Annotated in this window: 7 protein-coding genes; 2 read left to right on the forward strand and 5 right to left on the reverse strand. The window is 60.3% G+C overall.

The genetic code is table 11. The features are described 5' to 3' along the window. Positions 1–66: 66 nt before the first annotated feature. The 5 genes from msrA to aceE form a co-directional block, all read right to left on the reverse strand. Positions 67–714, reverse strand: a complete 648-nt coding sequence (gene msrA, locus J9870_RS02355) for a peptide-methionine (S)-S-oxide reductase MsrA (RefSeq protein ID WP_210645078.1) — start codon at positions 712–714, stop codon at positions 67–69. A gap of 84 nt (positions 715–798) precedes the next feature. After that, positions 799–3,492, reverse strand: a complete 2,694-nt coding sequence (locus J9870_RS02360) for a GGDEF and EAL domain-containing protein (protein WP_210642535.1) — start codon at positions 3,490–3,492, stop codon at positions 799–801. A 194-nt stretch (positions 3,493–3,686) separates the two neighbouring features. Beyond that, positions 3,687–5,078 carry an alkaline phosphatase D family protein gene (locus J9870_RS02365; protein ID WP_210642536.1) on the reverse strand — a complete coding sequence of 464 codons (1,392 nt, stop codon included), beginning with the start codon at positions 5,076–5,078 and terminating at the stop codon, positions 3,687–3,689. 420 nt (positions 5,079–5,498) lie between these two features. Beyond that, entirely contained in the window at positions 5,499–7,142 is a 1,644-nt protein-coding gene (aceF, locus tag J9870_RS02370) for a dihydrolipoyllysine-residue acetyltransferase (protein ID WP_210642537.1), read from the reverse strand. Between the two features lie 11 nt (positions 7,143–7,153). Beyond that, entirely contained in the window at positions 7,154–9,799 is a 2,646-nt protein-coding gene (gene aceE, locus J9870_RS02375; RefSeq protein WP_063323231.1) for a pyruvate dehydrogenase (acetyl-transferring), homodimeric type, read from the reverse strand. Positions 9,800–10,182: 383 nt separating this feature from the next. Here aceE and glnE point away from each other — a divergent pair, with 383 nt between their 5' ends. Beyond that, positions 10,183–13,122, forward strand: a complete 2,940-nt coding sequence (glnE, locus tag J9870_RS02380) for a bifunctional [glutamate--ammonia ligase]-adenylyl-L-tyrosine phosphorylase/[glutamate--ammonia-ligase] adenylyltransferase (RefSeq protein ID WP_210642538.1) — start codon at positions 10,183–10,185, stop codon at positions 13,120–13,122. A gap of 192 nt (positions 13,123–13,314) precedes the next feature. Further along, a complete protein-coding gene (waaF, locus tag J9870_RS02385) occupies positions 13,315–14,349 on the forward strand; it encodes a lipopolysaccharide heptosyltransferase II (RefSeq protein WP_210642539.1) in 1,035 nt (344 codons plus the stop codon). Position 14,350: the final 1 nt, after the last annotated feature.

Genomic DNA, 14,350 nt, shown 5'->3' on the forward strand with positions numbered 1-14,350 from the left:
AATATTTGTGTTCGCCACCGGACCTGCGGGAGCGAGCTTGCTCGCGAAGCTTTTCAGCGGCAAAAGTCAGATCGGGCAAGTCACGCCTGTCCCGCCAATCCCGCAATAACCTTCGGGGTTCTTCGCCAGGTATTGCTGGTGATAGGCCTCGGCGAAGTAGAACGTCGGTGCCTCTTCGATTTCGGTGGTGATGGTGCCTTTGCCAGCCTTGGTCAACTCGGCCTGGAACACTTGCTCGCTGTGCTTGGCCGCCGCCAGTTGTGCCGGGTTGGTGGCATAGATGACCGAACGGTATTGGGTGCCGATGTCATTGCCCTGGCGCATACCCTGGGTCGGGTTGTGCAGTTCCCAGAACATCTTCAGAAGCTCCTCGTAGCTGACCTTTGCCGGTTCGTAGACCACCAGTACCACTTCGCTGTGGCCGGTAAGGCCTGAGCAGACCTCTTCATACGTCGGGTTCGGCGTAAAACCTCCGGCGTAACCCACCGCGGTACTGACCACGCCTTCGCGCTGCCAGAACTTGCGCTCGGCACCCCAGAAACAGCCCAGGCCGAAGATCGCGAAATCCACGTCCATGGCAAATGGGCCGAGCAGTGGTGCGTCGTGGACGAAGTGTTTTTCCGGCACGGTCATTGGAGTTTCGCGGCCAGGCAAAGCTTGTTCTTGAGTAGGGAGCACGTTTTTGTTCACCAGAATTTCCGAGCGCAAGACCATCATCAGTCCTCTCAGTCAGATTGAGTTGAGTGAATAAGACCGTCAGTGTGCCTTAGAAACGCCGGTTCGAGCTATAAGTTGCCGTCAGACGAGCGGCCCGCGGGGGTAACGCTTGAGCTTCTCGACCAGCTCCGCGCCGGGAATCGGGCGGTCGAACAGGTAGCCCTGGCCGACGTCGCAGCGGTGACGGCGCAGAAAGGCCAGTTGCTGGGCAGTTTCGATGCCTTCGGCCACGACCTTGAGTTTCAGGTTGTGGGCCATGGCGATCACGGCGGAGGTGATTTCCATGTCGTCCTGGTTGTCCGGGATCTCATGGATGAAGCTACGATCGATCTTGATGATGTCGATCGGGAATTTTTTCAGGTAACTCAGGGATGAATAACCGGTGCCGAAGTCGTCCATGGCCAGGGTCAGGCCCAGTCGCTTTAGCTGATCGAGCTGCAAGTGGGTGTCTTCGGTGGCTTCCAGCAGCAAGCCTTCGGTCAGCTCCAATTCCAGCAGGCGGGCTGGCAGTTGCTCTTCCTTGAGGATGCTGGCGATGGAAGCGACCAGGTCCGGGTCGGAGAACTGCTTGGGCGACAGGTTGATGGCCACTTGCAGGTTGCCCAGGCCGGCGGCGGTCAATTGCTTGCTCATGCGGCAGGCCTGACGGGCGATCCATTTACCGATGGGAATAATCAGGCCGGTTTCTTCGGCCACGCTGATGAACTGATCCGGGCGGATCATGCCCTTCTCCGGATGGTTCCAGCGCAACAGCGCTTCCATGCCCAGCAGGCGGCCGCTGCGCAGGCACAGCTTGGGCTGGTAGAACACGTCCAGTTCGTTCTGAGTCAGGGCGCGGCGCAGGTTGTTTTCCACAAACAGCTTGTAGCTGGCCTCGGCATTCAGCGCCTCGGTGAAGACCTGGACCTGATGCTTGCCATTGGCCTTGGCCTTGTGCAGGGCAAGCCCGGCGTTGCGCATCAGCGTCTGAGGATCACGGCCGTGCAGCGGCGCGCAGGCCAGGCCCACGGAGCCTGTCACGCTGATCAACTGGTTATCGACGAACATCGGTTTGTCGAGCGTCATCAGCAACTGGCTGGCGACCTGTTGCCCGGTCTCCAGGTCGGTGTCATCGAGCAACACGGCGAATTCATTACTGGCGAACCGTGCGAGGCTGCCGCTTGGGCTCAGGCTGTTGCGCAAGCGTCGGGCCAGGCTGATCAGCAGCTTGTCACCGGTCTGGTGGCCGAGGCTGTCGTTGATGCGCTTGAAGTTGTCGATGTCCACCAGCAGCAGGCTGATGGGCGAATTGCTGTCCCGGGCGAAGCGTTCATCGAGGTTGCGGATGAACGCTGGGCGGTTGCCCAGGTTGGTCAGGTTGTCGGTGTAGGCCAGGCGCTCGATGCGCTGCTGGGCCAGTTTGGTCTGGGTGATGTCTTCGTAGATGCCGATGTAATGGGTCAGTTCGCGGTTATCGCCGTAGACCTTGGAAATCGACAATTGGCCCCAGTAAGGTTCCAGGTTCTTGCGTCGGCTTTTGAACTCCCCCTGCCAGCTATTGCTCTGGGCCAGGGCCGACGGTGCGTCGAACAGCAGCTCGCTGAGGTTCTCCAGGGCTGGCAGCTCCGACAGACGCTGGCCGTGGACTTCTTCGGTGGAGTATTGGGTGATGGCGGTGAAGCTCGGGTTGACGTACTCCACCACGCCGTCGCAATTGACCAGCAGGAATGCGTTGGCACTCTGCTCCACGGCGCGCTGGAACAAGTGCAGGGCGCTGGTCGCGGTTCGTCGGTTGTGGTTGTTGATTACCTGGGCGAACTGGTCGGCCAGTTCACCGGCAAAGGCGATTTCGTCCGATTGCCAGGCGCGGGTGACGCCCACCTGTTCCAGGCACAATACGCCGACCACCTGGCCGTCGATACGAATGCTGGCGTCGAGAATGGCGTTGACGTCGCGGGCGCGCAGGTTCTCGGCCAGTTCCCGGGTGCGTGGGTCGCGCATCGCATTGTGGGCGTCGATGGCGCGACAGGTCTGCAGCGCCTCCATGTAATCGGGATACTGGGTGACGTCGATCACGTCCGGCAGGAAGTATTCCTGGGAGCCGCGGCTGAAGGCCGAAATCGGCACCAGCTTGCCGTCTACCAAGTCCCAGATGCTGGCACAGTCGATCTGGTAGATATCACAGGCGCTGCGAGTAATGAGTTCGGCGGCTTCGTGCAGCGAATTGTTAGCGCTGTAGCGCTGACGGGTCAGCAGCAGGATCAGGTCTTGTTGGGCGCGCACCCGGTCCAGATGCTGGAGCTGCTCTTGCTGGGCTCGCTGGTTCAATTCCAGGGCGATCTGCAGGCGCGAGTTCTGGGTTTCCAGGTCCAGGGACGGCATCGACGGTCCGCTTTGCAGCAAGCCGTCCACCACCAGCAGGTAACCGCGCAACAGATGGCGGGTGTGCTGCTTGTAGGCTTCACCCGTTTCCAGCAGGTTCATGGGGCCCTTGGTGGTATGAAGCGTATAGCGGATCTGGTAATGCGAGGACTGGGCCAGTTGTTGCTGGATCGCGTCGTGCAGTTGATAGCGCGCTTCGGGCTCCATCAGGCTGGCATAGGGGGCGCTGACCAGCGAGCACAGCTCTACTGCCGGCAGGCCGAAGTAACGTTCGCAGTTGGGGTCGAGGAACAATAGCGCCCAGCTTGCTTCATTCAGCCGTTCGAAACGCAGCATGCCGAGCCGCGAGGGCACCGGTAACTGCGTCACTACCTCGGCCGCCATACGGCTGGCGGCATCGGGTTGGCTTTTCATGAGGAAACTCGCTTCGAAAATGCTGATCGCGCCGGGCTGACGCCCTTGTTATTACGGACTGCGGCAAGGTTGCATCATTGCGGCACTGGCTGACAAGAGAGATGAAGGCCAAGTGCTATAAACCTTATATCGGCCGACAGGGGGATTTCTGCAGTTGCCAGCCGATCAGAGGGCATGGGGGGTTATACCACCCGTCAGCGCAATGGGATATCGACCGTTTGCAATGGGTGGCCGTCGCGGTCGTGGAAGATGACTTGAACGCTCTGCGCCGCGACATGCAGGCGAGCGAAGTTGTCCTGGCTGACCACCGGGCTGGTGAGCGCATAGTGATATTCACCGTGCTCAGTCCGGGCCAGGGGTAGGTCAAAAATAAAATCCGAGGCTTTTGCAAACGGCAGCAATTTGCTGTTGTAAAACGGCGAGGAAACGACGGTGTTGACCTCGAAATCAGGATCCTGGCTGTGGTACAGGCGACTGGTCATGGAGCCATGGACGTCGCCGGATACGAAAATCACGTTTTTGATCCCCTGGTTGCGAATGGTTTCCAGCAGGCGAAGACGTTGTTTCGCGAAGGCCTGCCAGGCGTCCCCGTCATTGCGTTTGCTGTCAGGGAAGAACATGACGCTGGTCACGACGAATTTGACCCGGGCGGGGCTGTGGATAAGCCATTTGAGCAGGGTCTGTTCCTGTTCATCGTCCAGGATGCGTCGATCATCCGCCGCCAGGTTGCGTTGCGTCCGGCTGTCGGTGACGAACCATTCAATATCGCCGTGGGTAACGAGATACCAGTAGCGTTTCAATGATTTATTGAATGTACCCGCGCTTGAAAGTTCATGGGCGGGACTATGGCTGGCCTGGTAAAGCGAATAAGCACTCATGGCATTCGCATACAACACTTCGTCATTGCCGGTTTTATTGGCTGGCCAGTTGTCTTCGATTTCATGGTCGTCGAGGATCATGTAAGTCGGTACCGAGGACATTAACTTTCTGATGTGCGGCTGGGTAAAGGCGGTACGGTATTTAAAGAGAATGTTTTTATAGTTTCGGTCCGGAGCAATGACATTCAAATCGTCCAGATAAATCTGGTCGCCGGTCATCAAGACAGCATTGATCGGCGGGTCGGCCTGCTCCACGACACGGTTGATACCGGCAAAAGTGCGGTCTCCCAGTCCGGGAAGCAGCGGGACGCCGCGAGTGATTCGCAAGTAACGGCAAGAGCCCACGATATAAGCGCGTGGCGTACTGGTTTCACGGGGCTGCGTGCGTAGATGGTAGGTTTTCCTGGGCCATTGCAGCGGCAGTTCCTGAACCGTTTCCACGGTATGGGTTGGGCTTAAGGGGCTGAGCCAGCCTGCCTGGTATTCATAGGTGGTGTCGGGTTGAAGGCCTTGCAAGACGATGACATCGGTCATGTCGCGGTAGGCCTTGAGTTGCACGAAGTGCCCTTTCGACCAGGCAGTATCACCCTGGCGTCTATAACGAATGCCGGCGAATGCCAGATTGTTGTCATGGTCGCCGCGCAGGAATATCCGTGCGTGATCAGTTGTTGTGTGGCCGACAATAGGGCCGACGGTAGGTGTGAACATATTCGAATCCATTCGAAGTTTTTATTGGGTGCAAGTATCAAGTTGCCTCGGCGGTTTGATGCTAAAGCCCGGTGAGCCATAAATATTGATAGGGAAGTGGGCGCAAGTTGTGGGTAATGGCTAATAGAAGGCGTAGTCATTTAAAACTTGTGTGGTAGGAAAATTGCCGCGTTGTTCCGCTATCGCGAGCAAGCTAGCTCCCACAATGGATTTGCGGTGCTGCACATCGTACTTGCAATAAATGAGGCCCCTGTGGGAGCGAGCTTGCTCGCGATGAGGCCGGCATACCCACACCTCCATGATGTTCGACTTGAATTTCAGGCAAAAAAAGCCCCGCCAAACGGGCGGGGTTGAGGTACGAGCGTGGCGCTCGGAAAACGGTGGTCCGAATGGCCCTCCGCAAGGGAGGGCCGCCCGGTGTTACAGCAGGATGGTGCGGATGTCGCCCAACAGGTCGCTCAGACGCTTGGTGAAGCGTGCAGCGGCGGCGCCGTTGATCACACGGTGATCGTAGGACAGCGACAACGGCAACATCAGCTTCGGCTGGAAAGCTTTACCGTCCCAGACCGGCTGGATGGTGGCCTTGGAGACACCCAGGATCGCCACTTCCGGCGCGTTGACGATCGGCGTGAAGCCGGTGCCGCCAATGTGACCGAGGCTGGAGATGGTGAAGCAGGCGCCCTGCATGTCGTCGGCGGTGAGCTTCTTGTTCCGGGCCTTTTCAGCCAGGGCAGCGGCTTCGCCAGCCAGTTGCAGCAGGCTCTTCTGGTCGACGTTGCGGATGACCGGTACCAGCAGGCCTTCCGGGGTGTCGACGGCAAAGCCGATGTGTACGTATTTCTTGCGGATCACAGCCTTGCCACTTGGGGCCAGGGAGGCGTTGAAGTCCGGCAGTTCCTTGAGCAGATGTGCGCACGCCTTGAGCAGCAGCGGCAGTACGGTCAGCTTCACGCCGGCCTTTTCCGCCACGGCTTTCTGTGCCACGCGGAAAGCTTCCAGCTCGGTGATGTCGGCCTGGTCGAACTGAGTCACATGCGGAATGTTCAGCCAGCTGCGATGCAGGCTCGACGCGCCGATTTGCATCAGGCGAGTCATGGCCACTTCTTCGGTTTCGCCGAAGCGGCTGAAATCCACCGCCGGGATCGGCGGGATACCTGCGCCGCCGGTGGCGCCTTCGGCCGGTGCGTTCTTGGCCTTCTGCATCATGGCCTTGACGTAAGCCTGCACGTCTTCTTTCAACACGCGGCCGTGTGGGCCGCTCGGGCCGACGGCAGACAGCTCGACGCCGAATTCACGGGCCAGCTGACGTACCGCAGGACCGGCGTGCACCTTGGCACCACTTGGCGCAGGCGCGGCGGCAGGGGCTGGAGCCGCCTCAGCCTTGGCAGCAGGCGCGGCAGCGGCCGGTGCCGGAGCAGCTTCGGTCTTGGCAGCCGGTGCATCGGCCTGGACTGGTGCGACAGGTGCGGCAGCACCGGCCACTTTCAGCTTCAGGATCAGATCACCGGTGCCCACTTCGTCTTCCAGCTTGATCTCGACGCTTTCCACCACACCGGCGGCTGGCGACGGGATTTCCATGCTGGCCTTGTCGGATTCCAGGGTGATCAGCGACTGGTCGGCTTCGACGGTATCGCCGACCTTGACCAGTACTTCGATGATCTTGGCCTTGCCCGCCGAGCCGATGTCCGGAACATGAATGTCCTGGACCGTGGCAGCGGCAGGCGCAGCGGCCGGGGCGGGAGCTGCCGCGGCAGCCGGTGCAGCAGCGGCAGGCTTTTCAGCCGCCGCCGGGGCGGCAGCAGGAGCCGTCGCTTCAGGCGCCGCAGCGGCGCCCTCGACTTCCAGCTCCAGCAGTTCGTCGCCTTCTTTCAGGCGGTCGCCCAGCTTCACTTTCAGGCTCTTGATGATACCGGCCTTCGGCGCAGGCACTTCCATGCTGGCCTTGTCCGATTCAAGCGTCAGGATGCTCTGGTCGGCTTCGATACGGTCGCCGACCTTCACAAACAGTTCAATTACTTCACCTTCACCGCTGCCGATGTCAGGTACGCGAATGAGTTCGCTCACGAAAATTCTCCTCAGCAGTCCAGTGGGTTGCGTTTTTCTGGATCGATGCCGAACTTGACGATGGCCTCGGCCACCACCTTGGGTTCGATATCGCCACGGTCAGCCAAGGCTTCCAGGGCTGCCAACACAACGAACTTACGGTCGACTTCGAAGAAGTGACGCAGCTTCTTGCGGCTGTCGCTACGGCCGAAGCCGTCGGTGCCCAGCACTTTGAATTCCTTGGAAGGAACCCACTGGCGGATCTGCTCGGCGAACAGCTTCATGTAGTCGGTAGAGGCGATGACCGGACCTTTACGGCCGTTCAGGCATTCTTCGACGTAGCTCAGCTTAGGCTTCTGGCCAGGGTGCAGGCGGTTGCTGCGCTCTACGGCCAGACCGTCGCGACGCAGTTCGTTGAAGCTGGTAACGCTCCACACGTCGGCGCCGACGTTGAACTCTTCACGCAGGATCTTCGCTGCTTCACGCACTTCGCGCAGGATGGTGCCGGAGCCCATCAGTTGGACGTGGTGCGCCGCTTCGCGGGTGTCTTCCTCGAGCAGGTACATGCCCTTGACGATGCCCGCCTCGACGCCGGCCGGCATGGCTGGCTGCTGGTAGGACTCGTTCATCACGGTGATGTAGTAGAAGACGTCCTGTTGCTCTTCGGTCATCTTCTTCATGCCGTCCTGGATGATCACCGCCAGCTCATAGCCATAGGTTGGATCATAGGTGCGGCAGTTCGGGATGGTCCCGGCCAGCATGTGGCTGTGGCCATCTTCGTGTTGCAGGCCTTCGCCGTTCAGCGTGGTCCGGCCGGCGGTACCGCCGATCAGGAAGCCACGGGTACGGCTGTCGCCGGCGGCCCAGGCCAGGTCACCGATACGCTGGAAGCCGAACATCGAGTAGAAGATGTAGAACGGCAGCATCGGCTGGTTGTGGCTGGAGTACGAAGTGCCGGCGGCAATGAAGGAGCTCATGGCGCCCGCTTCGTTGATGCCTTCTTCGAGGATCTGGCCCTTCTTGTCTTCGCGGTAGAACATCACCTGGTCTTTATCGACTGGCTCGTAGAGCTGGCCGACGGAGGAGTAGATGCCCAACTGGCGGAACATGCCTTCCATACCGAAGGTACGGGCTTCGTCCGGGATGATCGGGACGATGCGCTGGCCGATTTCCTTGTCCTTGACCAGTTGCGCGAGGATCCGCACGAAGGCCATGGTGGTGGAGATTTCACGGTCGCCCGAGCCGTCCAGGATCGCCTTGAGGGTTTCCAGGGGTGGGGTCGGGACGCTGAAGCTCTTGGCGCGGCGCTGTGGTACGAAACCGCCCAGCGCGGCACGGCGCTCGGCCAGGTAACGGGCTTCGGCGCTGCCTTCTTCGGGTTTGAAGAACGGCAGGTTTTCCAGCTCGCTGTCCTTGACCGGGATGTCGAAGCGGTCACGGAACAACTTCAGGCTGTCGACATCGACCTTCTTGGTGTTGTGCGCGGTGTTCTTCGCTTCGCCGGCACCGGTGCCATAACCCTTGATGGTCTTGGCCAGGATGACGGTTGGTTGTTCTTTGTGGTTGACCGCTTCGTGGTACGCCGCATAGACCTTGTACGGGTCGTGGCCGCCACGGTTGAGTTTCCAGATCTCGTCATCGGACAAGTCTGCAACCATTGCCTTGAGTTCAGGCGTGTTGAAGAAGTGCTCACGGACGAACGCGCCGTCCTTGGCCTTGTAGTTCTGGTATTCGCCGTCGATGACTTCGTCCATGCGGCGTTGCAGGATGCCGTCGACGTCCTTGGCCAGCAGCGGGTCCCAGAAACGGCCCCAGATGACTTTGTTGACGTTCCACTGAGCGCCACGGAACACGCCTTCGAGTTCCTGGATGATCTTGCCGTTGCCGCGAACCGGGCCGTCGAGGCGCTGCAGGTTGCAGTTGATGACGAAGATCAGGTTGTCCAGTTTCTCGCGGCCAGCCAGGGAGATCGCGCCCAGGGATTCCGGCTCGTCGCACTCGCCGTCGCCCATGAAGCACCAGACTTTCTGCTTGCCTGGCTGGATGAAACCACGAGCTTCCAGGTACTTCATGAAGCGTGCCTGGTAAATCGCCTGGATCGGGCCCAGACCCATGGAAACGGTGGGGAACTGCCAGAAATCAGGCATCAGCCAAGGGTGTGGATACGAAGACAGGCCGTTGCCGTCCACTTCCTGACGGAAGTTGTTCATCTGGTCTTCGCTGATGCGGCCTTCCATGAACGCACGGGCGTAGACGCCTGGCGATGCGTGCCCTTGGAAGTAGATCAGGTCGCCGCCGTGTTCGTCGGTCGGGGCCTGGAAGAAGTAGTTGAAGCCGATGTCATACAGCGTCGCGCTGGAGGCGAAGCTGGAGATGTGACCGCCCAGGTCAGAATCTTTCAGGTTGGTACGCATGACCATGGCCAACGCGTTCCAACGTACCAGCGAGCGAATGCGGCGTTCCATGAACAGGTCGCCAGGCATGCGTGCTTCGTGGGTTACGGGGATCGTGTTGCGGTATGGCGTGGTGATGGCGTAAGGCAGTTGCGAACCGCTGCGGGTTGCGAGTTCGCCCATACGGGTCATCAGATAATGAGCACGGTCTTCGCCTTCTTTGTCGAGAACCGATTCCAGGGCGTCCAGCCATTCCTGGGTTTCGACGGGATCGAGGTCTTGCATGGCTTGCTCCAGGGCGGAAAGGCTACCAGAATCGGTTGCCTGAGTTTGCGACTGGCCTTGTGGGCAGACGATTATAAATTCTTGGATTGCCGAAGGTTGGCTCGGCGGCGTGTAGTTTTACTACAAATCGTCGGCCGTTTCAGCCTTTCGAATGTATAGACGAGTAGTAAAACTACACATGAGCGGCTCGTGGCCCCTCGTTTCGTTGTGAGAATAATCGTTACTGTTGGTCTTTAGCCAACACGAACAGGTAAAAACTTGATGCCGGCTGCCAATAAAATCAGATTTTCAGCTATTTATCATCTTTGTTCGACAGTCAATCAGGTAGTGTCTTTTGAAAAAACACTACATCCAGTCTTCCCCGCGCCGATCAAGGATAGACCATGAGCCTGCCCACGCTTGCCGAAGTACCGGCCATTCTCCAGTCATTGGTCAGTCGTGCCGAGCAGTCGTTCCGTGCGGCGGTCGCCTTGTTCAACGACGACCACGGGTTATCTGCCTGGACGCCCGAGCGTTGGGACGCGTTCAAGCGTGTTGCCGCTGCCAGTGATTTTGTCATCGAGCAGAGTCTCCGTGACCCTGCGATGCTGTTGGATCTGGTGCGCAGCGGCGAGCTGGATCGCAGCCTCAGCCCCGGTGAAATGTGCGCACAGATCGGCGCCGCAGTGCGGGCCGCCGAGACCGAGGATGAGTTGGGGCGCGTCCTGCGCCGCCAACGCACCCGTCAGCAGGTGCGGATCATCTGGCGTGACCTGACCCGCCAGGCCGATCTGGTCCAGACCTGCCGCGACCTTTCGGATATGGCCGACACTTGCATCGACCAGGCTTATCAATGGCTGTACCAGCGCCTCAGCCAGCAATTCGGCACGCCCACTGGCCGGCGTAGCGGTGAGCCGCAGCAGATGGTCATCCTGGGCATGGGCAAGCTCGGTGCGGTGGAGCTGAACCTTTCGTCGGACATCGACCTGATTTTCGCCTACCCCGAGGGTGGCGAAACCGTCGGTGCGAAGCGTCCGCTGGATAACCAGGAGTTTTTCATTCGCGTTGGCCAGCGCCTGATCAAGGCCCTGGACCCGATGACCGTCGACGGTTTCGTATTTCGCGTCGACATGCGCCTGCGCCCCTACGGTTCGGCCGGTGCGCTGGTGCTGAGCTTCAATGCCTTGGAACAGTATTACCAGGACCAGGGCCGCGACTGGGAACGCTACGCGATGATCAAGGCGCGGGTGGTGGCCGGCGATCAGGTGGCGGGTGCGCAGTTGCTCGACATGCTGCGTCCATTCGTTTATCGCCGTTACCTGGATTTTTCCGCCATTGAAGCGTTGCGCACCATGAAGCAGCTGATCCAGCAGGAAGTGCGGCGCAAAGGCATGGCCGACAACATCAAGCTGGGCTCGGGCGGCATTCGCGAGGTGGAGTTCATCGCCCAGGCGTTCCAGTTGATCCATGGCGGTCGCGACTTGAGCTTGCAGCAACGCCCGTTGCTCAAAGTGCTGGGCACCCTGGAAGGCCAGGGCTATCTGCCGGCCAAGGTGGTCGATGAGCTGCGCCAGGGTTACGAATTCCTGCGTTATACCGAACATGCGATCCAGGCCATTGCCGACCGTCAGACCCAGATGTTGCCGGACAACCCGCAGGACCAGGCGCGCATTGCGTTCATGCTGGGCTTTGCCGACTGGGCGGCGTTCCATGAACAATTGATGTACTGGCGCACACGTGTGGCCTGGCATTTCGGCCAGGTCATCGCTGACCCGGATGAAGACGAGGGCAGCGAAAGTGAAGTGGTGGTGGGTGGCGAATGGTTGCCATTGTGGGAAGACAGTCAGGACGAAGGGGCTGCGTGTCGTCAACTGCAAGAGGGTGGGTTTGTCGATGGGCCCAAAGCCCTCAAGGCCCTGGCTGCCCTGCGCGCCAGCCCGCAATTGCGTGCCATGCAGCGCCTGGGGCGTGAGCGTCTGGATGCGTTCATTCCGCGGCTGCTGGCCCAGGCGGTGGAGCATGCCAATCCGGATCTGGTGCTGGAACGGGTGCTGCCGCTGGTGGAAGCCGTGGCCCGCCGTTCGGCCTATCTGGTCCTGCTCACGGAAAACCCCGGTGCCCTGCGGCGTTTGCTGACGCTGTGCGCGGCGAGCCCGTGGATCGCCGAGCAGATCACTCGTTTTCCGTTGCTGCTCGATGAGTTGCTCAATGAGGGCCGCTTGTTCAAGCCGCCGTTGGCGCCGGAACTGGCGGCAGAGTTGCGTGAGCGTCTGACGCGAATTCCCGAGGATGACCTCGAGCAGCAAATGGAGGCGCTGCGGCATTTCAAGTTGGCGCACCGTCTGCGGGTGGCCGCCTCGGAAATCGCCGGTAGCCTGCCATTGATGAAAGTCAGCGATTACCTGACCTGGCTGGCCGAGGCGATCCTTGAGCAGGTACTGGCCCTGGCCTGGCGCCAGACGGTGGCCAAGCATGGCGTGCCGTTGCGCACCAATGGCAGCCTGTGCGATCCGGGCTTCATTATTGTCGGTTATGGGAAAGTCGGCGGCCTGGAATTGGGGCATGGTTCCGACCTGGACCTGGTGTTCATCCACGATGGCGACCCACAGGCGGAAACCGATGGCCCGAAACCTATCGACGGCGCGCAGTTTTTTACTCGGCTCGGCCAGCGGATCATTCACTTGCTGACCGCCCAGACCAACTCCGGGCAGCTGTATGAAGTGGACATGCGCCTGCGACCGTCCGGGGCGTCGGGCTTGTTGGTCAGTTCCCTCGGGGCGTTTGCTCGTTATCAGGAGAACGAAGCCTGGACCTGGGAACACCAAGCGCTGGTGCGGGCCCGAGTGTTGGTGGGCAGCCAGGACGTGGGGCAGGCGTTCGAGAAAGTCCGCGCCCAGGTGTTGGGACGCAAGCGTGATTTGCCGACGCTGCGCCAGGAGGTCAGCGAGATGCGCGCCAAGATGCGCGATAATCTGGGCAGCAAGGCCACCGCCGCCGGGACTGCGGCAAATGCCTTCGAGGCCACGGCACCCTTCGACCTCAAGCAGGATGCCGGAGGTATCGTCGATATTGAATTTATGGTGCAATACGCGGCCCTGGCGTGGTCCGAGGAACACCCGTCACTGCTGCGCTACACCGACAACATCCGCATCCTGGAAGGGTTGCAGGAGGTCGGGCTGATGCCGGTTGAGGACGCCACCCTGTTGCGCGAGGCCTATAAAGCCTACCGCTCCGCCGCTCACCGCCAGGCCTTGCAGAAAGAAGCCGGGGTGATTGCAGGCGACCAGTTCATGGATGAGCGCAGGCAGGTAGTGCGGATCTGGCGAGAGCTGGGCCTGAGCTGAAGGTTTGAATGTGGGGGCGGGCTTGCTCGCTAAGGCGGACTGTCAGGCAACCTTGATGTTGGGTGTGTTGGCCCCTTCGCGAGCAAGCCCGCTCCCACAGTTGTAGATTGAAGGCAGCAGGCAACGACCTAAGCCACAGTGATTCTCGAGGCGGGGAGGCGTAGGCCTCCCCGTATCGTTTTTGGAAACCACATGAATATTCTGATCGTTGGGCCCAGTTGGGTCGGTGACATGGTGATGGCGCAGACACTGTTCCAGTGCCTGAAGCAGCGCCATCCACAGTGCGAAATCGATGTCCTGGCTCCGGAGTGGAGCCGGCCGATTCTCGAGCGTATGCCCGAGGTACGCAAGGCCTTGAGCTTCCCGCTTGGCCATGGCGTATTGGAGCTGGCAACCCGTCGACGCATCGGCAAATCCCTGGCCGGTCAGTACGACCAGGCGATCCTGTTGCCCAACTCCTTGAAGTCGGCGCTGGTGCCGTTCTTCGCCGGCATCCCCAAACGCACCGGCTGGCGTGGCGAGTTTCGCTACGGTCTGCTCAACGATGTGCGTACGCTGGACAAAGACCGCTACCCGCTGATGATCGAGCGCTTCATGGCCCTGGCCTACGAACCGGGTGCCGAGCTACCCAAACCGTACCCGCGCCCCAGCCTTGCGATCGACCCGGTCAGCCGTGAGGCGGCGTTGACCAAGTTCGGCCTGAGCCTGGATCGCCCGGTGCTGGCCCTGTGCCCAGGTGCCGAGTTTGGTGAATCCAAGCGCTGGCCGGCGGAACATTACGCCCAGGTCGCCGAAGCGAAGATTCGCGACGGTTGGCAAGTCTGGCTGTTCGGCTCGAAAAAGGATCACCCGGTGGGCGAAGACATCCGCTCGCGGCTGATTCCAGGCCTTCGGGAAGAGTCAGTGAACCTCAGCGGCGATACGTCCCTGGCCGAGGCCATTGATTTGTTGTCCTGCGCCGATTGCGTGGTGTCCAACGACTCCGGCCTGATGCACGTGGCCGCTGCCCTGAACCGCCCATTGGTGGCGGTCTACGGCTCCACGTCGCCAGGCTTCACGCCACCGCTGGCCGACAAGGTCGAAATCGTGCGCCTGGGCATCGAATGCAGCCCGTGCTTCGACCGCACCTGCCGCTTCGGTCATTACAACTGCCTGCGCCAGCTCATGCCATTGTCGGTGAACGAGGCCTTGGAGCGTTTGCAGGGCACACCCGTGGAGGTTCAGTAAC

It is taken from the genome of Pseudomonas sp. Tri1 (assembly GCF_017968885.1).
Taxonomy (GTDB): domain Bacteria; phylum Pseudomonadota; class Gammaproteobacteria; order Pseudomonadales; family Pseudomonadaceae; genus Aquipseudomonas.

Coding starts and splice junctions, on each gene's coding strand:
- msrA (WP_210645078.1), bottom strand. CDS start 714: ATGGTCTTGCGCTCGGAAATTCTGGTGAACAAAAACGTGCTCCCTACT.
- J9870_RS02360 (WP_210642535.1), bottom strand. CDS start 3,492: ATGAAAAGCCAACCCGATGCCGCCAGCCGTATGGCGGCCGAGGTAGTG.
- J9870_RS02365 (WP_210642536.1), bottom strand. CDS start 5,078: ATGTTCACACCTACCGTCGGCCCTATTGTCGGCCACACAACAACTGAT.
- aceE (WP_063323231.1), bottom strand. CDS start 9,799: ATGCAAGACCTCGATCCCGTCGAAACCCAGGAATGGCTGGACGCCCTG.
- glnE (WP_210642538.1), top strand. CDS start 10,183: ATGAGCCTGCCCACGCTTGCCGAAGTACCGGCCATTCTCCAGTCATTG.
- waaF (WP_210642539.1), top strand. CDS start 13,315: ATGAATATTCTGATCGTTGGGCCCAGTTGGGTCGGTGACATGGTGATG.